18 protein-coding genes and 1 other RNA gene are annotated in these 24,361 nt (G+C 42.8%); 5 read left to right on the forward strand and 14 right to left on the reverse strand.

The window, feature by feature from the left end; genetic code table 11:
* Window positions 1-252: 252 nt before the first annotated feature.
* The 9 genes from R7Z78_RS18620 to smpB form a co-directional block, all read right to left on the reverse strand.
* Window positions 253-954, reverse strand: coding sequence for a M48 family metallopeptidase (locus R7Z78_RS18620; protein ID WP_169644040.1), 702 nt, complete (start codon window positions 952-954; stop codon window positions 253-255).
* A 31-nt stretch (window positions 955-985) separates the two neighbouring features.
* Window positions 986-4,357: a type I restriction endonuclease subunit R gene (locus R7Z78_RS18625; protein ID WP_169644042.1), complete on the reverse strand. Its 3,372-nt coding sequence runs from the start codon at window positions 4,355-4,357 to the stop codon at window positions 986-988.
* 101 nt (window positions 4,358-4,458) lie between these two features.
* On the reverse strand, window positions 4,459-5,757 hold the full coding sequence (locus tag R7Z78_RS18630) for a restriction endonuclease subunit S (RefSeq protein ID WP_169644044.1): 1,299 nt from the start codon (window positions 5,755-5,757) through the stop codon (window positions 4,459-4,461).
* On the reverse strand, window positions 5,750-7,426 hold the full coding sequence (locus R7Z78_RS18635) for a type I restriction-modification system subunit M (protein WP_169644046.1): 1,677 nt from the start codon (window positions 7,424-7,426) through the stop codon (window positions 5,750-5,752). The genes R7Z78_RS18630 and R7Z78_RS18635 overlap by 8 nt, the downstream gene beginning before the upstream one ends.
* Window positions 7,427-7,622: 196 nt before the next feature.
* Complete coding sequence (locus R7Z78_RS18640; RefSeq protein ID WP_276468180.1) at window positions 7,623-10,031, reverse strand: hypothetical protein; 2,409 nt, start codon at window positions 10,029-10,031, stop codon at window positions 7,623-7,625.
* Window positions 10,032-10,168: 137 nt separating this feature from the next.
* Window positions 10,169-10,447, reverse strand: a complete 279-nt coding sequence (locus R7Z78_RS18645; protein ID WP_000115789.1) for a helix-turn-helix transcriptional regulator — start codon at window positions 10,445-10,447, stop codon at window positions 10,169-10,171.
* A 396-nt stretch (window positions 10,448-10,843) separates the two neighbouring features.
* Window positions 10,844-12,070, reverse strand: coding sequence for an integrase domain-containing protein (locus R7Z78_RS18650; protein ID WP_169644048.1), 1,227 nt, complete (start codon window positions 12,068-12,070; stop codon window positions 10,844-10,846).
* 183 nt (window positions 12,071-12,253) lie between these two features.
* Window positions 12,254-12,621, reverse strand: a transfer-messenger RNA (tmRNA) gene (gene ssrA, locus R7Z78_RS18655).
* 66 nt (window positions 12,622-12,687) lie between these two features.
* Window positions 12,688-13,173 (reverse strand): SsrA-binding protein SmpB, encoded by a 486-nt coding sequence (smpB, locus tag R7Z78_RS18660; RefSeq protein WP_005381642.1) that lies wholly within the window; start codon window positions 13,171-13,173, stop codon window positions 12,688-12,690.
* A 119-nt stretch (window positions 13,174-13,292) separates the two neighbouring features.
* On the opposite strand from smpB, the gene R7Z78_RS18665 reads away from it, so the two are divergent.
* Window positions 13,293-13,736, forward strand: a complete 444-nt coding sequence (locus tag R7Z78_RS18665) for an SRPBCC family protein (RefSeq protein ID WP_005381641.1) — start codon at window positions 13,293-13,295, stop codon at window positions 13,734-13,736.
* Complete coding sequence (locus R7Z78_RS18670; RefSeq protein WP_005381640.1) at window positions 13,726-14,085, forward strand: RnfH family protein; 360 nt, start codon at window positions 13,726-13,728, stop codon at window positions 14,083-14,085. The genes R7Z78_RS18665 and R7Z78_RS18670 overlap by 11 nt, the downstream gene beginning before the upstream one ends.
* Before the next feature lie 101 nt (window positions 14,086-14,186).
* On the opposite strand, the gene bamE is transcribed toward R7Z78_RS18670, so the two are convergent.
* The 5 genes from bamE to nadK form a co-directional block, all read right to left on the reverse strand.
* Window positions 14,187-14,546 carry an outer membrane protein assembly factor BamE gene (gene bamE, locus R7Z78_RS18675; RefSeq protein WP_017820585.1) on the reverse strand — a complete coding sequence of 120 codons (360 nt, stop codon included), beginning with the start codon at window positions 14,544-14,546 and terminating at the stop codon, window positions 14,187-14,189.
* Between the two features lie 242 nt (window positions 14,547-14,788).
* Window positions 14,789-15,271 (reverse strand): GNAT family N-acetyltransferase, encoded by a 483-nt coding sequence (locus R7Z78_RS18680; protein WP_005381636.1) that lies wholly within the window; start codon window positions 15,269-15,271, stop codon window positions 14,789-14,791.
* A gap of 21 nt (window positions 15,272-15,292) precedes the next feature.
* Window positions 15,293-16,957, reverse strand: a complete 1,665-nt coding sequence (recN, locus tag R7Z78_RS18685; RefSeq protein ID WP_005383750.1) for a DNA repair protein RecN — start codon at window positions 16,955-16,957, stop codon at window positions 15,293-15,295.
* A gap of 166 nt (window positions 16,958-17,123) precedes the next feature.
* Entirely contained in the window at window positions 17,124-18,314 is a 1,191-nt protein-coding gene (locus tag R7Z78_RS18690; RefSeq protein ID WP_005383752.1) for a DUF3103 domain-containing protein, read from the reverse strand.
* A 265-nt stretch (window positions 18,315-18,579) separates the two neighbouring features.
* Window positions 18,580-19,464, reverse strand: a complete 885-nt coding sequence (nadK, locus tag R7Z78_RS18695) for an NAD(+) kinase (RefSeq protein WP_104975918.1) — start codon at window positions 19,462-19,464, stop codon at window positions 18,580-18,582.
* A 146-nt stretch (window positions 19,465-19,610) separates the two neighbouring features.
* Between nadK and grpE the strand changes: the two genes are divergently transcribed.
* The 3 genes from grpE to dnaK all read left to right on the forward strand — a co-directional run bounded on the left by grpE (window position 19,611) and on the right by dnaK (window position 24,160).
* A complete protein-coding gene (gene grpE, locus R7Z78_RS18700; protein WP_021034134.1) occupies window positions 19,611-20,207 on the forward strand; it encodes a nucleotide exchange factor GrpE in 597 nt (198 codons plus the stop codon).
* A gap of 417 nt (window positions 20,208-20,624) precedes the next feature.
* Window positions 20,625-21,899 carry a dicarboxylate/amino acid:cation symporter gene (locus R7Z78_RS18705; protein ID WP_005381625.1) on the forward strand — a complete coding sequence of 425 codons (1,275 nt, stop codon included), beginning with the start codon at window positions 20,625-20,627 and terminating at the stop codon, window positions 21,897-21,899.
* A gap of 347 nt (window positions 21,900-22,246) precedes the next feature.
* Window positions 22,247-24,160 carry a molecular chaperone DnaK gene (dnaK, locus tag R7Z78_RS18710; protein WP_005381623.1) on the forward strand — a complete coding sequence of 638 codons (1,914 nt, stop codon included), beginning with the start codon at window positions 22,247-22,249 and terminating at the stop codon, window positions 24,158-24,160.
* The last annotated feature ends 201 nt before the right edge of the window (window positions 24,161-24,361 follow it).

A 24,361-nucleotide genomic window follows, 5' to 3' on the forward strand; every position in this document is an offset into this window, starting at 1 on the left:
TATAATGAAAAACATTAAAAACTATATTGAATTAAAATTTTTTAGTTGAGTGGTTTTAATTGGTGTGTATGTATCATTAACCTATATGATCACCTAAGTTTGATACTGCGAGAACATTGTTCTCGCTAGGTTCCTAAAAGATGAAAGTTATTCAATTAAATTAGCGAATAAAAAGTCGTGAGTAGGGGGCGAGTGAAAGATTTAGAGCAATGGGCAGTGCCACCTGAGTTTTTCAAAGTGCAGTACACTCCGCTAGATCCCCATCCCAGAACGTTCTACCTCTTCATGCAGCTCTTTCCAGTCAGGACAATACTTGGCGACTAGTTTCCAAAAGTTTTTGCTATGGCTTTTTTCTACGGTATGGCATAGCTCATGAAGGATTATGTAATCCATCACCTTATTGGAAAACTCCATGCAACGAGGGTGGAACTCCAGAACATTGTTCTCGGTACAGTTAGCCCAACGTGCATCAAACTTTTTTATGTGGAAAGTTGTGGCTTGCATGCCCGTTTCCTGTTGCCAATAGCGTAAGCGAGAAGCAATTTTTTCTAAGGCTTTCTGTTTGTAGAAACGTTCTAAAGCTGGTTTGAATCGCTCACGGCTGACGAAGTGGCCTTCGGGAGAAAGAACTTTAAAACGGCTTTGGTTAAACTTTACTTCTACCGTCGATAACTCTGGCGCTGGGATCACTTCACAATAGAAAGAACGGCCACGATAAGGCGCTCGGCTACCTGTGACTATTTCTTCTTTTAACGGTCGATTGACTTCCGCTAAGCGCTCTTTAATCCATCTTGCTCTGTAACGAATCAGCTCACGTTGCTCATCCTCAGAGACACTTGGGCCTCTGAGAAGAACAGTCTTACCTCGTTCTACAGTAACGTAGTGGTGACTGAGTTTTGAGTCGAGCTTAAATTCCCACTCGATTTCAGTTGTACCGTATTGAAAAATTGGCATGTGTTTCTTTCGTCATTGATGAAGCAAAGGATCAGTTGTTCAGCATAATACTGAAAATTTCAGCAGAGTGCTGACGTGCTACTGTCATATCCCAGCCTCCAAGACCACGTAAAATCGTTCTGATTGTTTTTTTGATCTCATTATGAATATCAGTCTGCTTTTTCCATATCGGTGACAACATGACTTCAGCGATATCAGGGTGGCTAAAGATGCCTTTAGTCCATGCTAGAGCTTCAGCTTCCTCTACCTGTTTTTCCAGATAGTTGAACACGGCTCGCTCTGTTGCTGTACCCAAGCCCATTTCAGATGGCTTGGCATCTTTATCACGAACACGCTGAGCAAAAAGCTCTAGCTGTTCTAGGAATAGTGCTTGTTCAATACGTCCTTCACGTTCATCTTGGATAAGCTTTTCTAGCTCTTCTTCCAAGTCGCCAAAGAAGGCAGGATCTTTACCTTTACCCGTCTTAATGGTGTGCTTGAGTTTGTTCTTCATTATTAACGCCGCACTCCCCGCACTTTTTTGTTTGCGGAGTAGATCCATATCCGCAGCATCTAGAATTGAAATTTCACGGCCTAGCAAGCTCTTAACTTCACTTGCTTCTATATGCTCGTCGAGTATGTTTTTAAGCAGTTCAGATTCAGATGCGGTGATGCGAGCCGTATCAGCACTCTCAGGCATTTTGTTGCGCAGTTGGAGTTTTATCTCATTTAGCACTTTGAAGTAAGGCTGATATTTAGATGCGCGTTCGTCGGGTAACACGATATCTAAGCGGCTATTGAATCCAGCGAGAGCAACGAGGAAATCTTCAACAATATCTAGACGAGTATCTGGATCTAGGTAGAGTTCGGCATCCTCTTTGTAAGGTTCAGGTTGTTTCACGGGGTTGTGCTTTTTCGGAAGAATGTCTAACACTTTTGTCAAAGCAGATTGAAGGCGTGGTAACTCCGCTTCGACGTCCGTCCATACTTGATCGGGCTGTACGTCACCCCCATAAACTTTCAGCGCTTCATCTAGGTATTCAACCACACCGAAATAATCGACAATGTAGCCTGCTTTCTTGCCTTTTCGAGTTCGGTTTACACGAGCAATAGCCTGAAGCAAAGTATGTTCTTTTAGCGGTTTATCCAAATATAAAGTGCTAACAATAGGGGCATCCCAGCCAGTTAACAGCATGTCAGAAACGATGATTAACCCAATGTTGTTAAACTTGGTTTCTTCTTTGGTATTAGCGGATTCATCACCATAAGGCAGCTTAAATTCATCATTCACCAAGCTTGGGATCTTTTCAGACGGTACGGCTATCGGTGTTTGGCTTTGTTGGAGTTCCCGCTTGATACGCTCTTCGATAGTTTCAAGTTTTGAGGTTGAGCCTGATGCATAGTGAGCTTGTTGCTCACTAATACCTGTACGCTTATCTGTCATACTACCGAGAGAGATAACCACTCGGCTTTCAAAGGTCGGCAGACCTTTGTTTTTACGCTCCTGCATGATTTGGTTCAGTACGTCTTTATAGCGAACAGCCATATCACGCCCGTCACATACCAGCATGGCTTTAAAGCCGCGAGGCTTCACACTTGATAGAAAATGTTCGACGAGATAGCGAGCATTCTCCTCAATACGCCCGATAGCACCACGACGTTTTTTGAGTAACTCTTGCTTTAGCTTTTTCTTACGGGCTAAAGGCTCATTACCAAATTCATCCTCAAAAGCTTGTTTTAGCTTTCCGTCGCTACCCCATTGCGCCATACCTTCAAGATATTTAATAGGCAGCGTTGCACCATCTGCAACCGCCTCGTCGAGGCGGTAAGTATCGATGTACTCTTTACCGCCGAATGTACCCAGGGTTTCTTTATCGTCTTTAAAAAGCGGGGTGCCAGTAAATGCTATGAACTTGGCATTAGGTAAAGAAGCACGCATGAATGCAGCAAGGAATCCATACTGACTGCGGTGAGCTTCATCAACCATCACGAAAAAGTTTGGCTTGGTACTCAGAACACGAAAATCAACTTTCTCTTCGCTCACGAGTTCCCATTTGGCTTTTCTAGGATTGCCACTAGCATCGGTTTGACCGTGAAGAACATTGTTCTCCTTTAAAATCCAGCATTGTTCTTGTCCCGAATCATCCTTTCTCAAAACGCGTCTGACACGACTTTTAGAGTCTGCAATGGAATCCTCATCTTCAGACTCTTTTGCGGCCTGTATCTGCTTACCATCGCTCTCTTGAAACTTTTGAACGGTCGAAGTAAAAATGGTGCCGTAGTCATTGCTGAGCATAGCTTCTAGCCCAGCGACGGAATCTGCTTTAATCGATTCAAGGCCGACATTAGTAAAGGTATTATGGATCTGACGGTCAAGGTCAGTGCGGTCGGTAAGAATCAAAATACTTGGGTTATTGAAACCAGAAATTTCGGCTCGCATTAAACGGGCAAGTAGCGCCATCGTCAGTGATTTACCACTTCCTTGCGTATGCCAAACCACGCCGCCAAGTTCTTGGCCTAATAGCTGTGGGTCTTTACCCTGTAGACGGAGTAGCGTCTTCTCTACTGCACGCCACTGTTGGTAACGTGGCAGCTTCTTGATCATGACGCCTTTCTCGATTTCATACATAGGGTAGAAACAGACTAAACGCACAAAGCGGGAAGGCTCGAATAATGCCCACAGTAGCTTGTCTTGCTCTGTAGGTTTCTTTCCTAATTGGTTTTCTAATTCGGTAAGAACAATGTTCTCGTCAGGCTTTTTCGGATCAAATTTGTAAGTTAGATAGAACTGTTCTGACGCATAGATAGCGCCATACTTGGCTTGGCTGCGATTAATGGCGGCACAAACCATATTAAAGGCAAAGTGTTGAGTAAAAGTGCCTTGGTAGCCATCAATTTGTGCAATGCCTTTGCTGAGCTTAATTGAGCTGTTTTTACACTCAATCAAGCCAAGGGGTAAGCCATTAATGAATAACAGTAAATCGGGTTTAAAAAGTTCATCGTTAGCATTTTTGCCAACGTACTGATCAACCATATGGAATAAGTTACCCTCGGCACCCGTTTGGTTAATGAAGCGGATACTACGAGGTTGACCATTTTTGTCTTTTTGTTGCAGGTTCGATTGAAACAGAACATGCTTCCAGAACGCATGGTTAGCCAGCATTAAGTCGCTGTTATGCTCAAACCATATGTCTCTAAGCTGTTTAATCGCTTTGCTTGCTCCGTTCGGAACCTCGACCAGCCAAGGGTTAAGGGCGTGTAGTCTGTCAGTTAACACCGACTCTAGAATAACAGGCTCAGTCTTGTGTGTTTGCTCTACATCTCGACCTTTAATGTGCTGATAACCAAGAGTTTTTAACCATTCAATCGCTGGACGTTCTACCCCAACTAGCTCTGGACTCGATGATTCTGCCTGACCTGACATACCTTATTCCTTTATTTATTGTTATTCATTTTTTATTGTTCATTTAAATTACGTTTTTTGCTTTTTAGATGCCTTCGCTTGAAGGCATCATGAAGCAATCGCTAAGCGGCTTCAGTTTCCTCAACGGGAACTCGCCACTCACCTGTAAGTAGCTTCTGCATCAAGCCTTTTTTAAGTTGTTGAGTTTCAGACTTTTGTTTTGCCAATAGCGTTATCTTTTCGTCAACGGTCGATAGTACTAGAGCTATTTGCTCTTGTTCTTCTAAATTAGGGCAAGGAATCAAAATTTCTTTAATGATCTGACCATTTAAGTTTTTTTGAGAGCCTTCGTTCCCGATAGCGCGAATCTTTTCGTATTGAGAAGACAAGTAGTGATAGCAAAAATGGGGATTCAGCTTTTTGGAGCATATTATTGCGGCACAAGCTTGATTGGTTGACGCTTCAATTCCTAGCATAGCGACCCTTCCTCTAGTTTGACCTTGTCCGTACATAGCCATCAAGATAGTATCTGGCGGGAACATCTTTGCCGCGGAATTCTTTAAACCTTCATCTGTGATCTTTTGTGAAGAGTTAGTAATACAATTAAAATTCACTTCACCAGTAGTAATCCAAGGTATAGTTCCATTTTCCCAGAAACTAGCTTTTTTTCTAGACGGCGTACCTCCGCTAGTTACTTTGGCTACAGAACCAAGCTTTAGAAAGCCCCAATGCATTGGTAGCCCATTATCTTCAAACTCAGCATGCGGTTGCCAGTCCCCATTCTCGTCTTGAACACCTATACCCTCTGAAAATAGCTTTTGCATTAAGCCAGTTTTCAGCTTTTCGGTTTCTGCAATTTTCTGGTCGATAAGGTCGATTTTCTTATCAACTGTTGAAAGAACTTCCGCGATTTTTTGTTGTTCTGGATGTGGGGGGAGTAATATTGGTGTTTCTCGGACTTGCTTCAAGCTAATCTGAGGGTATGCTTGCCCCGTTAGAATACGCTCGTAATAACGATTATAACGCTCTTGTTGCAATGCCTGCGCTACGTAAGAACTAGAAACCCCATCAATCACACTTATTTTGGCAATATGTTGGTTAATATTGGCCTCTGGAATTTCATCTGGAAGAGTTGCAATGCGGCCAATATTCCCCGTAATCGTCATCAGAATATCACCTGATTTGATTTTCGAACGTCCCATCGTTACATGGGCTTTTTTCGATATGAAATTCATTCCTTTACGGTTAAATCCGTTAGCTGTAACACATTCACTTCGCAAGAAAGGAATACTATCACTACTTTCTTCTACCCACTCAAACCCATAGGTGGTTGGTGTCGCGCCTTTTGTTATGAACGTAGCAATATTCTCTAAGTTCTTTATGTCCCAATCTGATGGCTTACGAGTGATTAAATCAGTCATTGCTTTTCTCTCTTGTTAAAAGAGACATAAAAGATGAAAGTTGTTTGTCTACTTCTTTTAGTTGTAATTCAAGGCTATGCAAATTATCTAAGGTATTTTGAATGTTGATAATCTCTTCTTTCTCAGAAGTATCAATATAACGGCTGATATTGAGATTAAAGTCATTCTGCTTGATTTCAGCGATATCAACGACACGCAGGTACTTATCAATAGTGACAGCGTCAACTAGTTCCGAAAGTTTATCTTCTGTTTGCTCTTCTGTATCAACTAAAGTTTGTTTCGCTTTGTTGTACTCGGTAGAGATACGCTTAATGTCGCCTTCGCGAAGGAAGTTCATAGCCTTACCTTCCCCAAATTCAGCAGATGCATCAACGAAAATAACCTTGTTCTTCAGTGCAGCAGGTTTGTCTTTATTGATGATCAATACAGCAGCCGCAATGCCTGTGTTGAAGAAAAGTGCTGGCGGCAAACCAACTACACCTTCGATCAAGTCGCCTTTAAATTCATCGTTGCCGATAAGCATACCTTTACGAATTTTACCCTCATCACCTTCACGGAACAGTACACCGTGAGGAACGACAACGCCGATGCGACCATCATCTTTCGTTGAGGCAATCATATGCTGAACAAAGGCTAGATCTGCTTTCGTCCTCGGTGCAACGCCAAGGCCAAATCGACCATAAGGATCTTTAAGGTCAGTGCTGTATTTAACATTTCTCTCTTTGCCGTTATCACCAACTATCTTACCGCCATTCAATTCTAATGGTTCCCACCAGTTTTTGATTGAAAATGGAGGGTTGGCAATGACACGGTCGAACGTTTGAAGGCCTTCGCCATCTTTATGTAATGGGTTTACGAGAGTATCGCCGCGCTTGATGTCACCATCTAAGTTGTGCAAGAACATGTTGAGTTTGGCAATTGCCCATGTTCCTAGGTTCTTCTCCTGACCGTAAAGTTTACAGTTAGGCTTACCCATGATAGTGCCATTCTCGTAGTTTTCTTTAATGTGACGAGCTGACTCAACCAACATACCGCCACAACCACAGGTCAAATCGTAAATCTCGTGACCAGGTTGTGGGTCAATCAGCTTAACAATAAGCTCTACCACTTCGTGAGGGGTGTAGAACTCGCCACCTTTCTTGCCAGCATCATCAGCAAATTTACCAATCAAATACTCGTATGCATCACCAAGTAGGTCGGCTTTGTAGAGGTTTTTATTGCCCAGCTTGTGCTGGTTAAAATGGCGGAGTAGGCGAGTCAGTAGCTCATTGCTGAGCTTCTCTTTATCACCGAACTGAATAGCCGTGAGCACTTTTTCTAGTGATGGGTTTTGGTGTTCGATTTCAGCAAAGGCTTCATCGATGTACTCACCAATATTTTCCGTTCTTTCGATCAGCTTGTTCCAACGTGCATACACAGGAACGAACTGCTCTGGGTTATCTTCCTGAATGAGCGCCATTGCTTCTTCAGCGCTGCAACCTTCCTCTTCCATCACGGCTTCTACACGCTCGTCAAATACGTCTGAAAGACGTTTTAAGAACAGGAGACCAAAGATATAGTTTTTGAAATCTGAGCTATCTACGGTGCCACGCATGATGTTTGCGCTGCCCCAAAGCCATGTCTTTAGCTCTTCAAGGCTGATTTTTTCTACTGCGGTATTGGTTGTCATAAGAATCTCTTAAACGTTCACGGCTCGCTCAGAACCTTGGTTTGAGCGAAGAACAAAATTGTGGGCATTATAACGCAACAAGCGTTGATTGAGAGGCTTTAGATTCAGGAATTAAGCGCTGTAGTAAGGTTATGATTTGATGGGGGATACTCCCTGCTACCTTATGAGTGTCGTGGTAGCAGGGCAGTGTTGGTTGTTAAGCTGCGGACTTGGTAGTTTCAGATGGGGCTGTCTTAAAGTAAGCATAATTACGAGCGTTTTTATGCAGCTCTACTTTTGCTTTCTTGCTACTGCTACGGAATGTCCCAACTTCGAAGCCTAATGAGTTTAAGAGTCTTTTCAGGTATGACGTCGCCTTGTTTGGTTTCGCCTCTTGATGAAGAGGCTTGCTAATGTGTAAGCCATCTTTAAAAGCCCAGTTTAATACCTCTTGCTTCAAATAGCAGGCTTTTACAATCTGGCGAACATCGTCTTTGTGAATCCAAAAAGCGTCACGACCGACAGAAAACCCATACTTTCTCAAAATATTGTCATAGATGAACATCGCGGCAGAATGGTGCTTGTCTTCGATTTCCACTTTGTCACCAGAGCGATTAACGAACGGGAATGAATCAAACACACTTCGATTGGCTAAGAACTTGAAGTGGAAGTTAACGTCATCTTCTGTAACCTTCTTCACTCCGTAATCACGTTTGATCTGAAACTTAGTTAAAGAAGCGTTATCAGAAGACGTCCTTCTGTCTTTAGCCCATAACCAGGAAGCTTGTTCTTGAGTTAAATCAGGTGAGGATACAATCGCTTGCACTTCTAACTCTTTGTACGCTTTGGCTGCCAGAGTTGCACTCTTTTGAGCAAACAGTTGTGCTGTAAAAGAGGATGGGGCCGATGTAGTCATGAAACCGAGTTCTTCCAACGTTAAATGTAAATGCAAGGCTAAAGGAGCGAAGAAGCGCTTTTTAACGTTGTTGAATGCAATGTTTAACTTGTCAGTTGGTTGGACATGGAGTGTTGGTTTGTACGTCGTCTCTTTGGCATGTGGCGTAATGAAATCTTTGTATGCATCAACGGCAAACCAAATTTGTTTTGCTGTACGAAATCGACGTGCGAAATTAATCAGCTCTAAAGGTGTCAATGTCTTATCGCAGAAAACCACAACCTTGTTAGTAAAGTGCGTAGTAATTGAGAATCCTGAACTTAAGCAAGGAGATGCCATGATTGCGTTATACTTCTTAATCTCTTCGTTTGGATTCTCCAAAAAGGCTTTTTGAGCAGGCATGTCTTTATTGTGAGCGTGAATAATTAAGACCCCGTCTTTTAGTGCTTCTTCTTCACTATCTAGCTTATTAGAATCTTTATAGCCTAGTGATTGGGTAACCTGGCGAAGTGTGACGAGAGAGTCAAACAAGAACACCTTATCTTCATCAGTAAGCTGCTCTTTAAGATAAACGTTGGAGAGGTACTGGTTTTTATCTGTGATCACCGCTTTGATTGAAGAGTACGGATTTTCTTTACAATCCAACAGTGTCACTTCGTGTCTTAACTCTTTGATGTAACTCAAGCCAATATCTGAAAGATCAGCGTCACCCACAATCAATTGTGGGACATTACGAATGGCTTCTGACAAGCTTTCAAAAACGTTTTGCTTAGGTAACTGTTTACTTGGTTCAGAACATACGACAGTCGTCAGTACTTTTTCGAACTCATCAATGATAAGGATATCCGCCTGATTAAGCACCGAGCGAATATGAGATTTCCAAATGCTGTTTACAACAACCCCCATTGCATCCGCCTGTTCTAGCTCGCATAAATCTTGGTTGTAGCTGACTGCGAGATTGTCATTGCAGTATTGTTCGACCAGTGCAGTCAGGTAAGACAGGTAAACGATCTTCTTGTTTTTGCTTCGAGCCGCTTTCGCTAATGGACCAAATAGATGCTTGGTCTTCCCTGTACCTGTTGCCGCTCTTACTGCAAGAGTTTTGCTGTCGTTGATAAGCTGTGTGCACAGCGGAGAGCGCAATGAATCAACGGTGATGGTCTTAGTTTGAAGAGTCGGAGACATGAACTTTCGCACTCTATTGCGATTCTGTTCGAGTTGCTCATCAAGTGCTGATCTCAACAAGTCGATACTATGAACGCCCTGTAAATCAGATAGAAAGGTGTTAACACATGCCTCGGTTGTGCTGTTTGTCAGAGGAACAGTACGAATCAATTGCTTGGAAAGCCACTGCGATGTCTCTTTACATGGTGATAAAAAGTTGCAAAGGGTTAGATAAGTAACAGTGCTTCTAAAGTTCTCTAGGCTGTAGTAAATCCCTGTCGCGCTATCTAACATTGGAACACGACTTCCACAGTAGTTGCTTTTCATTAATCTAGCCGTTTGAGTCGGGAACAGCTTTGAATCGGCGACTAATGTAATCGTATAGCCAGCATCTAGATAATATCGGACGACATCCATCGCATTGCTTCTGTCGTTGCGTAGAGCAACGACTCGATCATCATTCGATCGATGCTGAAGACTCGGATCGAGCAGAATGAAAACCGACTTAGTTTTTGATGTTTGAAGTAGAGTGTGTTCTGTAGCTTGAGATTGCGCGATGACGTTCATTTATTCTAATTCCTGCTTGAACGTAAAAGTGCAAAATTTCTAGATAATATATATAACTAAAAAATTCTGCACTTTTACCAGCATGCTAAAGCATGCAGTAAACAATTGATTTATTTGTGCTTAGTGAGAGTTTTTAGTTATGCGGCTAGTGCATAGAGACTGTTGTCGAAAAGAGACTGTCTTTGCTCAACAAGATGAGAAACGGTTTGCTGTAGATCTTTGCCCAATGCCATGGCTGCGATAATTGCATCGACTTCATGAGATAAGAAACCAACAGAGTTTGCACCAAGTGGAATTGAAGGTGGGAATGTTCCATCATTGATTTTGCGATGGAGAGTCGCTCTTGAGAATGGAACGCGCTGTAGAACGTCAGATTTACGTACGATTTTTAGAAGAGGAGTTGTATTTACAGACATAACGATAACCTACATTAATTCATGTCTAGTACTAACTTTATATTCCAATACTTACACTGATCCACGGAAGTTTATTATCAGTGAAGGAACACCTAGATGGGACTGAAGCCTATTGGGTTACAGACTCATTCCTTAACAATTAAAGGAAGGTATTCGTATGTAATGGAATAGTGAAGACTTCAAAAAAGGCTCCGAAAGTTAAGTTAATACCAAAACAATAAACAAATAGTTAAACCGAAGTTTAACGGGAATAAGTTACGTCGCCGCGTAGCGGACTTTAAATGTCTGTTTCCTATGTAAAAATTAAATATTTAGACGCGATTTAAAATAATGTGGGTGATTCTCATCGTCAATACAAAATCACCCACATTTCGTTTATAGTGTGACTCGTGTCACTTATTTTGATGGTTTTGCAATAGTGTTAGCAGTTTTAGAAGCATCGAATATGAAGTTACTCCACCATTCCATGATCTTGCGGCGTTCTTCCAAGTATTCAGCATTGTTGTAGATGTCACGAATCGTGTTCTTGTCTACGTGTGCTAAACACAGCTCAATAGCATCTTTGTTGAAGCCCTGTTCGTTGAGCGCTGTACTGCCAATTGAGCGTATACCATGGCTCACCAACTTTCCCGCCATACCTGCACGTTTCATTGCAGCGTTGATACTTTGACTGTTCATGTGTTTGTCTGCTGAGCTAGCGCTTGGGAAAACATATTGTTGACCGAATGATATAGGCTTCATAAAGTTCAATAGCTGTAATGCAGCGTCTGAAAGAGGGATCTTATGGTCGCGTTTCATTTTCATTTTATCTCGACCAATGATCCAAAGCCTGTTTTCGAAATCTATCTCATTCCATTCGGCTCTAGCGCACTCATTTGGGCGGGTTAGCGTGTGAAGCTGAAACTCAAAGGCGCACCTAGTGGTAAGCTTGATATTTGCCAATGACATTTTTTGCATAAGAATATGTAGCTCATCAGGCTTTATCGTAAGCATGTGTTCACCTTTTGGCTTTTTGAAAGCTTTCCAGATGTTTTCGAACCGATTGAATTCAACTTTGCCGCAGTGTTGTGCATATGTCATAACTTCATTCAAGCGCTGACAGACGCGTCTTACTGTTTCTAAAGCTCCTTTCGCTTCAATAGGTCGTAATGTTTGAATCACTGTTTGAGTAAGTAATTCGTTAACAGGCATATTTCCTAAATTGGGGAAAACGTGAAGCTCAAGAGAGCGCCAAATGTCATCTGCATAATCATCTGACACATCGTGTTTCTTCACTTCAAACCATTCTTCAGCGACAGCTCTTAACGTGTGAGACTGTGCTACCTGAGCAGTAAAACGTTGGTTATCTCTGTGAGTTTTAGGATCAATGCCTTCAGCGACCTGGTGGCGCATTTCTCTTGTTTTCTCTCTCGCGGAAGCGAGAGTGATATCAGGAAATGCGCCGAGGCTGATGTTCTTGCGTTTTTTAGTTACTGGATGGATGTAGTTGAAAATCCAAAGTTTTGCGCCATTCGGCTTTATACGTAAGTACAGACCGTTGCCATCGGCAAGCGAATATTCTTTCTCTAAGGGCTTAGCTTTGGTTACTTGAGTTGATGATAAAGGCTTGATTTGCTTAGCCATTTTAATGGTTCCTTTCTGATGTAACACCAATTTGTGTTGTTATTGGTTAGTGTTACGCAGAATGTTACTAAATGACTGAGATTAAGTGAATCTCGATGAGACGCCCTGAACCACTTAAAGCTAGATATGACAAGGGTTTAGAAAAGAAAACGGGACGTCCTGAGACGTCCCGTTACTAGTGATTGGTGGAGCTGGCGGGAGTTGAACCCGCGTCCGAAAACCGTTCATCATTGGTACTACATGCTTAGTCGATCTTTAATTTCGCCATCCACCTGCGAACCGACACGCTAATGAATGACTAGCCTGAATTAAAATTCGCCGTTCATCTCTCAGGCGGGAGAATCCGGGCTAGCGCGTTTGGGTTTGATCCCTCGTTATTCCCCGTCTTACGTGCGGAAGCTAGGGCGAGAGAGCTCTTAGCAGGTTATTAAGCTGCTAGTGCGTAGTTTTCGTCGTTTGCGACTATTTTTTTGCGGTTTGTTAACGAGGCCTACCGCACCTCGGCATGCACCTCAGACTTCTGAATTCCCGTCGAATCCTAAATCAGCCCCAGGTAATATTCGCATAGTAACAGAAAAGCATTGGCTGTCCAGTACTATGCGTTTAAGTGGTCAAGATTAACGCAGCGCGCTCTTCATTACGCGTGCTTTTTCTCTTGCCCAGTCTTTTTCTTTTAGATCCGTACGTTTATCGTGCAGCTTTTTACCTTTTGCTACGCCAATTTTTAGTTTCACCCAAGAGCGAGACCAGTACAGTGAGAGGGCCGTTAATGTCATACCTTCACGGTTTACACGTCCGAATAGGTTATCCAGCTCACGACGACTCATTAGTAGTTTACGCACACGTGTAGGGTTCGCCACAACGTGTGTCGATGCCTGGTTTAAAGGAGTGATTGTCATGCCACTCACAAAGGCTTCACCGTCACGCATAAATACGTAACTTTCAGAAATATTGGCTTTACCTTGGCGAAGGGCTTTCACTTCCCAACCTTGGAGCTCCAAGCCAGCTTCGATTTCATCATCGATGAAATACTCGTGGCGAGCTTTTTTATTCAGCGCGATAGTATTGCTACCCGCTTTTTGTTTCGTTTTTTTCTTTGCCATAATAGCGTCATTATACGGGTTGGATATCGGATAGGAAATCCTTTTATTTGCGCAATCGTGGAATAAAAGTAAAATTGGCGAGTAGCTTTAAATCTGTACATGTATCGATAGGAGTATGTATGAAGCAAGTCAGCCGTTCTGCGCTTGTGTCTTTTAGCGCCGAACAGATGTTCAATCTGGTTAATGATGTTGCTAAATACCCTGAATTTCTGCCTGGTTGCTCGGGCTCTAGAATCATTGAGTCTTCGGGGAATGGTATGGTGGCTTCTGTCGATGTGGCGAAGGCTGGAATCAGCAAAACGTTTACGACTTCAAATGAGTTGATCCCCGGTCAGGCAATTATGATGAACTTGGTGGATGGCCCGTTTAAGACGTTGCGTGGTGGTTGGATTTTTACCGCGCTAGATGAGCAAGCTTGCAAGGTTGAACTAAAGCTTGAGTTTGAATTCTCAAGTAAAATGATTGAGATGGCCTTCGGTAAGATTTTTAACGAGCTTACTAGTAATATGGTAAATGCATTTACTAAACGCGCAAAACAGGTCTACGAGTGTTATGAGTATTGAGTCAGATATGATTCACGTTGAGGTTGTCTATGCTCTTCCTCATGAACAGCGTGTATTTAACTTAGTGGTAAATAATCACGCAACGGTAGAAGAGATCATTCGACAATCCGGTGTATTGGAGTTGTACCCTGAAATTGATTTGTCCAAGAACAAAGTGGGTGTGTTTAGTCGTAACGTGAAGTTAGATGCGACCGTTCGAGATCGAGATCGAATAGAGATTTATCGTCCGTTACTCGCCGATCCGAAAGAGATTCGCCGTAAACGGGCGGAGCAGGCTAAAGCCGAGGGGAGTGCAGACCCAGTCACCGGTGGCAAGCCTAGTTCTGTACGTAAAAATAAGCAGGATTAATATAAACCCAATAGCTCATGTGAGTTACTCAAAGTTTGACTAACGTGATTTCTATGTAATAAAAAACCTCCCAAACGGGAGGTTTTTTTGCAAAAGTCAGTTTACTGAATTTGCTCGTAAAATGCGTCACTTTTTGGAAAGTCACCACTGATGTCTGCGAGTGTGCCTTGGTCATTAAAGTTTACAATCAGATCTTTCTGTACTGGTTCGCCATGGCCAGGAGTATGATGATAGATGTAATACCAAGTGTTTGGATAGCCGTTTTCAATAAGCATTGGCGACCCTAATACGAAGCGAACCTGTGCTTTAGTCATCCCAAACTTTAATTTATCAACCGCACTTTGTTCTACATAGTTGCCTTGGTTGATATCAATACGATAAACCAGTCTTTCCAATACCGAACATCCTGTCAGCAATGTCATTGCTAATGGTACGGCAACTAACCACTTCTTTAATTGCATAATAATTTCTTAGTAACCTTTAAAATACTGCGCTGATAATAAACAAGCTCGACGCAGATGTAAAAAGCTATGCGTCGTATGGTAGACAATCTGACAACGAATTTTGAGTTGAGTTGCATTTATTCACCGATATTAGGCGGTAAATGTCACCACATGACGTATTAGTTAGGTGACGAAGAGCAAATTTCAATCGGAAGTAGGGTGATGGACGCTTTCAGCGGTGAGCAAAGCCTAGTGACTCGTTAGTCGGTTTTGGCGAATTCGCGTAATGCATCACCTGAAAAACGATAATACTCTTTTTCATGAATTAGTGTTGCACCAATTGAGCGGTAAAACTGACCTGCGGTAGGGTTACTACTTTCAGCTGTCCAGTCCAACCTTTGGCATCCACACTTGATCGCCAAAGATGCCAGATACTTCATTAACTTGAGACCAACCCCTTTTCCTCGAACCTTCGAAGATACGAACAGATCTTTTAAGTACATCTGCCCTGAGAGTTTTGGGGCAGGGAACATGACGGTATAAGATGCAAAGCCTACGACGTCATCATTATCGTAAACCGCAATGATATTAACACCAGAATGTTCAGAGAAGACTTGGCTCTTTAGATAATGGACCAGATCGTGTTTTGATGAAGCTTTTTCTTTGAAGTAGTAATGTTCTAACTCAATAAAAATAGGGATGAGATCTAAGCAGTTGGTTTTGTGTATTGCTCTGATATCCATATCTCATCCCTTGTTGATTTATTAAGCGGCGATAAGCAGTTCTTTTGCGTTTGCCAACGTTGAGTCGGTTATTTGACTACCACCAAGTAAGCGAGCTAATTCTGCCACACGTTGTTGTTCATCTAATGCGTGCATTTGGGTTTCGGTTTGGCCTGCTTTGGTTTGCTTAGCAACAAACATTTGTTGATGGCCGCATCCGGCAACTTGAGGGAGGTGAGTGACACACAATACTTGAGTAGATTCGCCAAGCTTGCGTAGCATTTTGCCCACTACGGCAGCTGTTGGGCCACTAATACCTACGTCCACTTCATCGAAGATTAAACTTGGTGTATCTACTTTCTGAGCGGTGATCACTTGGATAGCTAGAGAGATACGTGATAGCTCACCGCCTGACGCAACTTTTGCTATAGGTTGCAATGGTTGTCCCGGGTTGGTCGATACTAAGAAGCACACGCTGTCCATGCCAAGCGGCGATGGGTGCGTGTTGTCATTGCTAACTTCGATACTGAATACTGCTTTCTCCATGCTCAATTCGTGCATGCTTTGTGTGATCAGTTTGTTCAGTTCTTTTGCGTAACGGCTGCGTGATTTGTGCAGTTTTTCTGCTTGTGTTAGAAAGCTTTGGTACTTGTGTTCTACTTCTTGAGCAAGTTCATCTAAACGTTCATCGGAGCAATCTAACGCTTCTACTTGGGCCAGAAGATCTTGATGATGCTGGTAGAGTTCTTCTGGCATTACGTGGTGTTTACGAGCTACAGACATCACTTTAGAAAAACGTTCTTCTACATAAGCCATACGAGCTGGATCAACATCGATGCCATCTAAGTAGCTGCGTAATTCATTCTTCGTTTCTTCAAGTTGAATCATCGCTTCTGACAGCATGTTAGGTAGCTCAGATAGCTTTTCATCTAATTCGGCTAATTGAATTAGGGAGTGATTGGCCGATTGCAAAATACCAAGCGCATTGACTTCTTCACCTTCGTAAATAAGTTCGATGGCTTGCTGACAGGTAGTGGCGAGTTCACCACTGTTGGATAGTCGTTTATGCTCTTGCTCGAGCTCTGCAAATTCTTCTTCACCTAGCGATAACTCATTCAGTTCTTTGATTTGGTATTCAAGCAACTGTTTTTGCGCCTGGTTTTGCTGGCTATTTTCTTTTAGCTGCTTGAGGTTATTATCCGCCTGACGCCAATGCTGGTAAGCACTTCGTGTGCTTTTTAGTAGGTTTAAATGCCCAGCATATTGGTCGAGCATGGCCATTTGGTGCTCACTTTTCATCAATTGATGATGAGCGTGCTGCCCATGGATATTGATAAGTAGCTGCCCTAGAGATTTGAGTTGTGATAGTGGAACAGGGCTGCCATTAATGAAGGCTCTTGAGCGGCCTTCTTTTGTGATAATACGACGCAAAATACACTCACTGCCATCTAGCAGATCGTTATCTTCTAACCAACGTGTTGCATGTAAGTTGTTGTCCAATAAAAAAGCGGCGCTAACTTCGGTTTTCTCTTCACCTTGTCGCACCATGCCGGCATCGGCTCGTCCGCCTAAGCAGAGCCCTAAAGCATCGATAGCAATGGATTTACCCGCGCCTGTTTCACCTGTAATGGTGGTCATGCCCTTAGAAAGCTCGAGTTGTAAAGACTTAACAATCGCAAAATTATTAACACTTAGATGAGCCAGCATTTTATTTACCTGTATAACTGAACAATACTGTATAAGGGAACAGTATATACTGTTTCTTTATACAGTAAAGTCAGGTAGGGAAAATTTTCTTTGTAGGCTGTTTTTTTGTGATGAAGTGGGAAAAATGAGCCGATGTGATTACAACGACTCATTAAAATTGAACAGGTTACGGACGAGTTGGGTTAATCGTTAGTGGTTCTAGTGTGACGACTGCATTCACACCTGCACCAGGGTGATCCACGTATGAAGTGTCTTGCATTAGAGTGTAGTAAACGTCGACGAAGTCATCATCATTCGTGAGTACACCATCGGGGATAGTGTCGATGATCTTGTTCGTGATTTGCGGAATAATCGCGTAAGCCTGAACTTCTGGATCTGGAATCGCTTTCAATACTTCTTCGGCAACTTGAACAAGGAGTTTTGCCAATTGTTTATAGTCTGTGCCGTCATCTTGCTCCATGAGCACAATGTCTGCTGCACCCCAGCGGTAACGAGACCAGTGAATAATGATCTGATTTGGATAGTAATCTTGGTTATCGTAGTCTAAGTATGGAAGCTCCACCAAATCGAGAGTAGGTTCATCACGACTTGGATTGACGCCCGTTACGATAGCGTAGATTTCTGCCTTGCCAGAGATCCAAGGTTCTTTGTCATCGGCTAGACGGATCTTTTTCAACTGCGTGGTTTGAATTGGAGCCGCTTCGCCCACTGCGCTACTTGACAATAGCGGTGTATTTTGGCGTTGTTCATCAGCAATATATGGTTGAACTAAAGCTGGTTGACCGAGTTTTTTCATCTCAGCTTGCATAGCTTGCAAGCCTGCTTTTAGCTCTGCAGAGCTATTGTTATCAACGACAAGTACAGGTACCTCAGGGAGCTGGTAAACATCGAGTTGATGGATGTTGCCATAAACATCAAATGCTTCGATGTATTGCCAATTCTCATCATCACCACTTGGTTCAAATGCAAATAATGGCTCGACCTCGCCACTTTGCCATGCTGTTATCATGGCTTCATTTGCCAAGCGAACTTCTAACAACTGATCAGAGTATTCAGAAATACCTTTCCAGCTACGAATTTGAGTGTCAGCTTGTACAAGCTGGCGGCTGAACTCTGAGTTAGGGTTTTGCTTAACAAATGCTGATACAGACACGTTAGTCTGTTGCGGAGTAATATCTCTTCTCAGCATGGGTTCAATGGCAGCATAATTCTCACTCAATTGTTGAGCTAGGGCCCGTTTCGTCTTAGTGATATCTTCCGCTTTTGCATTGGACACACTGTTGACTTGCGTTTCCTCTGATTGGCAGCCAATAAGTGCTAATGTACTGAGAACAGACAGAATGATGGTTTTCTTCATAATATGTCCTTTATTGATTGTATGAAATAGAGTTAATACTCTATTCATGGTGAGAATATCACCGGACATAGATCATTGAATTTGCTTTTCTATCTTTTGTGTAAAGTTTGCCCACAGGATCAAAATTTATAAGCTTCTCTTTAATGATGACAAATATCGTGTCGCCTCACTACTTTGTGTCTATTTCTTGTCTAAGAAAGCCAAAAGCCAGTAGCAATTGAGCTGCTGGCTTTTTTATTGAAGTTATTACCCTGAGTAACAAGTGTTAGAACAATTTACTAGACCAGCCAAGCTTATTCCGTAAGACGTGATAGTAGCTGTAGTCTTTTGGATGGATGAGCTTTAGTACATTTGGACTTTGATAGATGTGAATTTCGTCGCCAGGGGTAACTGGAAGTGAGACTTGTCCATCACAGCTAACTTCTTGTGTTCCAAGGTTTTCTGGTGATACCACCAATTTAATTCGACGTTTTCCATCAACCACCAAAGGTCGACTCGACAATGTATGCGGGAACATTGGCACGAGTGAAATGGCATTCAAGCTAGGAGAAAGAATTGGGCCGCCGCCAGAAAGTGAATATGCCGTCGAGCCAGTCGGAGTGGAGACAATCAAACCGTCGGCCCGTAAAGAGAAGGCGAAGCTTTCATCTATGTACACTTCAAATTCAATCATATGGGCAATTTGTCCTGGGTGAAGTACGGCTTCGTTTAGCGCAGCGTTATGGCTCTTTATTTGTCCGTGGCGGTGTACTTCCGCCTCTAAAAGAAAACGCTCCTCTTCAATATACTCACCGTCGAGTACCGCTTGCAGAGACGCTTGGAAGTCGTCTGGGTTCAAGTCAGTTAAGAAGCCCAGATTTCCACGGTTCACGCCTATAACTGGTACATCAAATCGGGATAAAATTCTTGCTGCACCTAGCATGTTGCCATCGCCACCAACCACAATGGCTAGATCGGCATTTTTTCCTAGTTCAACTAAGCTAGCAAACTGACTCTGTGGGATATCATCCAGTATTGCGGCAAGGCGATCGTCAATGAATACTTTATAGCCCTCAGAGGTCAACCATTGGTACAACTCTTTATGAGTTTGAATTGCTTGTTGATCTCTTGGTTTTCCGATAATCGCGATCACGTTACATGGATTTTTCATAGCATTTCCGCATTAAAGAGGCTTGAATCAGGAATCTTCATCCCCATAATAATGGCAAGTCACCTAAATATGCGAATTTTTATGTGGTTAAAGCCCGCAAAAACGCGCATGGCTTTAAGGGCATTATGTTGAATTCTGGAGATATCATGAGCAACGAAGAAAACAAAGTTACAGAAGAAGAGCTTGATCAAATCATCGAAGAGGCTGAAAAAGTAGAAGCTGAAGCACAAGAAGTTGAAGCTGAGCTTGAAGAGCTTGGTGATGAGACAGACGCTAAGATTGCTCAACTAGAAGCGGCACTATTGTCTAGCGAGGCAAAAGTAAAAGAGCAACAAGATGCGGTGTTGCGTTCTAAAGCTGAAGTAGAAAACATGCGTCGTCGCACTGAGCAAGAGATCGATAAAGCACGTAAGTTTGCGTTGAACAAGTTTGCAGAAGAGCTGCTTCCTGTTATTGATAACCTAGAGCGTGCAATTCAAGCGGCAGATACAGAGAATGAAACTGTGAAGCCGTTCCTAGAAGGCGTTGAACTAACACATAAAACGTTTGTAGACGTTGTAGCGAAGTTTGGCTTGAAAGCAATCAACCCTGAAGGTGAAGCATTCAATCCAGAGTTCCATCAAGCGATGTCGATTCAGGAGAGCCCTGATCATGAATCAAACACTGTTATGTTTGTTATGCAAAAAGGTTACGAACTAAACGGCCGTGTGATTCGTCCGGCAATGGTAATGGTTGCTAAGTAACTTTAACTACCTGTTTTTTAAATATAAAAGCGCCCATCATTTTTGATGGGCGCTTTTTTGTTTTAAACATAAATGACTGCATCGAACTTCGTTGTATATCGATAAATGAAAATTTGATCCCCTTCATATTTTTTCCTATTGGTTAATTATTTTCCTATAGGAGATTTTCTCTCATCTCGCTGCGTGTTTATTAACGGAAAGGGCTATAAGTGATTGTAATCATTCGTTGTGTGAATATTTGTTCTGCATAGGAATGTAAATATAGTCATTTTTTCTAAAACAATGTCGTTAACAAAAATGTAAATTATCACTTTATTTTGTAACTTCGGTGTGTATGATTTGCGACTAATGCTTTAAAAGTAAGCATATATAACTACAAAAATGTAAATAGTAAACACAACATATCGGAGATTTATAATGGATAAATCGCTTTCTAGTAAGATTTTTATAGGCTTGTTTGCCGGCCTTGTGCTGGGGACAGCAATTCAGTACTTATTTAGCGGTATTGCGATTTTTGATACATACCTACTTGGAGCAGCAGAAGGTGTTGGCGGCATGTTCGTCTCACTGATCAAATTGCTTGTTGTTCCTTTAGTTTACGTTTCAATCGTATGCGGCATTGTTGACTTGAAAGACATCAGTGCATTTGGTCGTCTTGGTGGAAAAACTTTTACCCTTTACATTCTTAACACCATCATTGCGATTACGGCGGCTTTGACTGTCGGCTTGATCTTCCAGCCAGGAGCGGGCGCTAATCTAGCAGGAACGGTATCTGAGGCTGTACAGCTGACAACGACAGAGACGCCGGACATTTTCTCTTTAGTTGTTAACATTGTTCCTAGCAATCCTGTACAAGCGTTTGCTAGCGGCGACATGCTGCAAATCATCTTTATGGCAATTTTGACGGGGCTTGCAATTCAAGCTTTGGATTCTCGTGGTGGCCCAGCTATTCGCACATTCAAAATGGCAAATGAAATCATGATGAAATTGGTTGGATTAGTGATGAGTCTTGCACCATATGGTGTGTTCGCACTAATGATTCAACTAGGTGCAACGCTAAACGCCAATACATTAATGTCCGTTGCCGGTTACGTGGCTTTGGTGGTTGCGATGTTGGTGTTCTGGATCTTCTTCTTCTACCCAATGGCAGTGAGTATTGCGACAGGAACTTCTCCAAAGACTTTCCTACGTGCAACTCGTGAGCAGATTCTTTTCTCTCTATCTACCGCGAGCTCAAACGCGACTATCCCGGTAACGATGCGCACACTGACAGAAAAGCTTCAGGTCTCTAAATCGGTTGCTGGCTTCGGTGTACCACTGGGCGCAACGATGAATATGTCTGGTGTGTCTATCTATATTGCTCTAGCAACGATGTTTGTTGCGAACGCTTTTGGCCAGCCAATTAACACCGCAGACATCTTCACACTTGGCTTAACTATTCTTCTGTTATCTATTGGTGCTGGCGGCGTTCCTGGGGGCGGCGTGGTAATGGTAGGCGTTTTGCTTCACCAACTAGGTTTACCACCTGAAGGTTTAGCAATCATTGCAGCGGTCGACCGTATAAATGATATGTTCTGTACATCATCTAACGTTGTCGGCGACACGGCAGTGAACACCATTGTTGCAAAAACAGAAGGTGAGATAGGTAAAGAAGAAGGTGTTGATGCTGAGCCTGCTCAAGCGAACGCCTAATACCTTGAATAATTTATTTTAACCCTAATATTGAAGCGAGCTCTTATGAGCTCGTTTTTTATTTAGGAAGAGTCGGACATAAATAAATTTATCTGGGAAATGACGTTTTGTTGCGCTACAGCAGTGTGACGAGTTCCCAACTAATCAGAAAGAAACACATAAATTTCGAAAAAAGACGCTTTTTTTTAATTCTGCCCTTGAAAAGCATTTTGCCGCCCTTATCTATGTGGCATAGAGAAGCAAACATTGATTATTTTTGTTTGTGAGCAAGGGTTGAAACCCGATTCTCCTCCCCCCACATTGGGGTTATAACCAAACGAAAATAGAATTTATTCGGAGATAGCCAGATGGGTAAAATCATTGGTATTGACTTAGGTACTACTAACTCATGTGTTGCTGTATTAGACGGCGACAAACCACGTGTAATTGAAAACGCAGAGGGCGAACGTACTACTGCATCGGTTATTGCTTACACTGACGGTGAGACGCTAGTAGGTCAACCAGCGAAACGTCAAGCAGTAACTAACCCAGAAAACACGCTATTTGCAATTAAGCGTCTAATCGGTCGTCGTTTTGAAGACGAAGAAGTTCAGCGTGACATCGAAATCATGCCTTACAAAATCGTTAAGGCTGACAACGGTGATGCTTGGGTAGAAGCGAAAGGCCAAAAAATGGCAGCTCCTCAGGTTTCTGCTGAAGTTCTTAAGAAAATGAAGAAAACTGCTGAAGACTTCCTTGGTGAGGAAGTAACTGGCGCAGTTATCACAGTACCTGCTTACTTTAACGATGCTCAGCGTCAAGCGACAAAAGATGCTGGCCGTATCGCAGGTCTAGAAGTTAAACGTATCATCAACGAACCAACAGCAGCTGCGCTAGCTTACGGCCTTGATAAGAAAGGCGGCGATCGCACTATCGCGGTATACGACCTTGGTGGTGGTACATTCGATATTTCAATCATCGAAATCGATGAAGTTGAAGGCGAGAAAACATTCGAAGTTCTAGCAACTAACGGTGATACTCACCTAGGTGGTGAAGACTTTGATAACCGTCTAATCAACTACTTGGTTGATGAGTTCAACAAAGAGCAAGGCATCAACCTTAAGAACGACCCACTAGCAATGCAGCGTGTTAAAGAAGCAGCAGAGAAAGCGAAAATCGAGCTTTCTTCTACTTCTCAAACAGACGTAAACCTACCTTACGTTACTGCAGATGCAACTGGTCCTAAGCACATGAACATTAAAGTGACTCGTGCAAAACTAGAATCTCTAGTTGAAGACCTAGTACAACGCTCTCTTGAGCCATTAAAAGTAGCTCTAGCTGACGCTGACCTATCAGTAAACGACATCACTGACGTAATCCTAGTTGGTGGTCAGACTCGTATGCCAATGGTTCAAGCGAAAGTTGCTGAGTTCTTTGGTAAAGAAGCGCGCCGTGACGTAAACCCTGACGAAGCAGTAGCAATGGGTGCTGCAGTTCAAGGTGGTGTACTTGCTGGTGACGTTAAAGACGTACTACTACTAGACGTAACTCCACTGTCTCTAGGTATCGAGACAATGGGTGGCGTGATGACTAAGTTAGTTGAGAAGAACACAACTATCCCAACTAAAGCGAACCAAGTTTTCTCTACAGCGGAAGACAACCAGAGCGCGGTAACTATCCACGTTCTACAAGGTGAGCGTAAGCAAGCGATGTACAACAAGTCTCTAGGCCAATTTAACCTAGAAGGCATCCAGCCTGCACCACGTGGTATGCCACAAATCGAGGTTACGTTTGACCTTGATGCGGATGGTATCCTACACGTGTCTGCGAAAGACAAGCAGACTGGTAAAGAGCAGAAGATCACTATCCAAGCTTCTGGCGGTCTAAGCGATGAAGACATCGAGAAAATGGTTCAAGAAGCAGAAGCTAACAAAGAAGCGGACAAGAAGTTCGAAGAGCTAGCGACTGCACGTAACCAAGCTGACCAAATGATTCACGGTACTCGTAAGCAAGTAGAAGAAGCTGGTGAAGCGCTACCTGCAGAAGAGAAAGAGAAGATTGAAGCAGCAATTTCTGAGCTAGAAACAGCACGTAAAGGCGAAGACAAAGAAGCTATCGATGCTAAAGTTCAAGCACTAATGACTGCTTCTCAAAAGCTGATGGAAATCGCTCAACAACAAGCTCAAGCGCAGCAAGCACAAGGTGCTGACGCAGGTGCACAGTCTAAAGAAGACGACGTTGTAGATGCTGAGTTCGAAGAAGTTAAAGACGACAAGAAATAATATTTCTTAACCAGATGGCTGCATAGCCATCTGGGGTCGATAAGACTTCGTGTGCGGGCGTTTGGGGCAACTCTTACGCCCGTCTGTTTGTAAACGCTGTCTTTCTAGTTAAGTATGTTGCAGACAAGTGCACTTACCTAGAACGATACAAACACCAAGCGGTGAATCGATGCCGTTTGTAGTAATTAACTGGTGACGAAG

This window comes from Vibrio sp. 1167 (genome assembly GCF_033340375.1).
Lineage (GTDB): Bacteria > Pseudomonadota > Gammaproteobacteria > Enterobacterales > Vibrionaceae > Vibrio > Vibrio alginolyticus.

What these genes read in the sequence shown, in the direction of transcription:
- recN (WP_005383750.1), bottom strand. Translation starts at nt 16,957, where the DNA reads ATGCTGGCTCATCTAAGTGTTAATAATTTTGCGATTGTTAAGTCTTTA.
- dnaK (WP_005381623.1), top strand. Translation starts at nt 22,247, where the DNA reads ATGGGTAAAATCATTGGTATTGACTTAGGTACTACTAACTCATGTGTT.
- R7Z78_RS18650 (WP_169644048.1), bottom strand. Translation starts at nt 12,070, where the DNA reads ATGGCTAAGCAAATCAAGCCTTTATCATCAACTCAAGTAACCAAAGCT.
- R7Z78_RS18705 (WP_005381625.1), top strand. Translation starts at nt 20,625, where the DNA reads ATGGATAAATCGCTTTCTAGTAAGATTTTTATAGGCTTGTTTGCCGGC.
- bamE (WP_017820585.1), bottom strand. Translation starts at nt 14,546, where the DNA reads ATGCAATTAAAGAAGTGGTTAGTTGCCGTACCATTAGCAATGACATTG.
- R7Z78_RS18620 (WP_169644040.1), bottom strand. Translation starts at nt 954, where the DNA reads ATGCCAATTTTTCAATACGGTACAACTGAAATCGAGTGGGAATTTAAG.
- R7Z78_RS18680 (WP_005381636.1), bottom strand. Translation starts at nt 15,271, where the DNA reads ATGGATATCAGAGCAATACACAAAACCAACTGCTTAGATCTCATCCCT.
- R7Z78_RS18665 (WP_005381641.1), top strand. Translation starts at nt 13,293, where the DNA reads ATGAAGCAAGTCAGCCGTTCTGCGCTTGTGTCTTTTAGCGCCGAACAG.
- grpE (WP_021034134.1), top strand. Translation starts at nt 19,611, where the DNA reads ATGAGCAACGAAGAAAACAAAGTTACAGAAGAAGAGCTTGATCAAATC.
- R7Z78_RS18640 (WP_276468180.1), bottom strand. Translation starts at nt 10,031, where the DNA reads ATGAACGTCATCGCGCAATCTCAAGCTACAGAACACACTCTACTTCAA.
- R7Z78_RS18635 (WP_169644046.1), bottom strand. Translation starts at nt 7,426, where the DNA reads ATGACAACCAATACCGCAGTAGAAAAAATCAGCCTTGAAGAGCTAAAG.
- R7Z78_RS18670 (WP_005381640.1), top strand. Translation starts at nt 13,726, where the DNA reads ATGAGTATTGAGTCAGATATGATTCACGTTGAGGTTGTCTATGCTCTT.
- R7Z78_RS18630 (WP_169644044.1), bottom strand. Translation starts at nt 5,757, where the DNA reads ATGACTGATTTAATCACTCGTAAGCCATCAGATTGGGACATAAAGAAC.
- R7Z78_RS18690 (WP_005383752.1), bottom strand. Translation starts at nt 18,314, where the DNA reads ATGAAGAAAACCATCATTCTGTCTGTTCTCAGTACATTAGCACTTATT.
- R7Z78_RS18645 (WP_000115789.1), bottom strand. Translation starts at nt 10,447, where the DNA reads ATGTCTGTAAATACAACTCCTCTTCTAAAAATCGTACGTAAATCTGAC.
- nadK (WP_104975918.1), bottom strand. Translation starts at nt 19,464, where the DNA reads ATGAAAAATCCATGTAACGTGATCGCGATTATCGGAAAACCAAGAGAT.
- R7Z78_RS18625 (WP_169644042.1), bottom strand. Translation starts at nt 4,357, where the DNA reads ATGTCAGGTCAGGCAGAATCATCGAGTCCAGAGCTAGTTGGGGTAGAA.
- smpB (WP_005381642.1), bottom strand. Translation starts at nt 13,173, where the DNA reads ATGGCAAAGAAAAAAACGAAACAAAAAGCGGGTAGCAATACTATCGCG.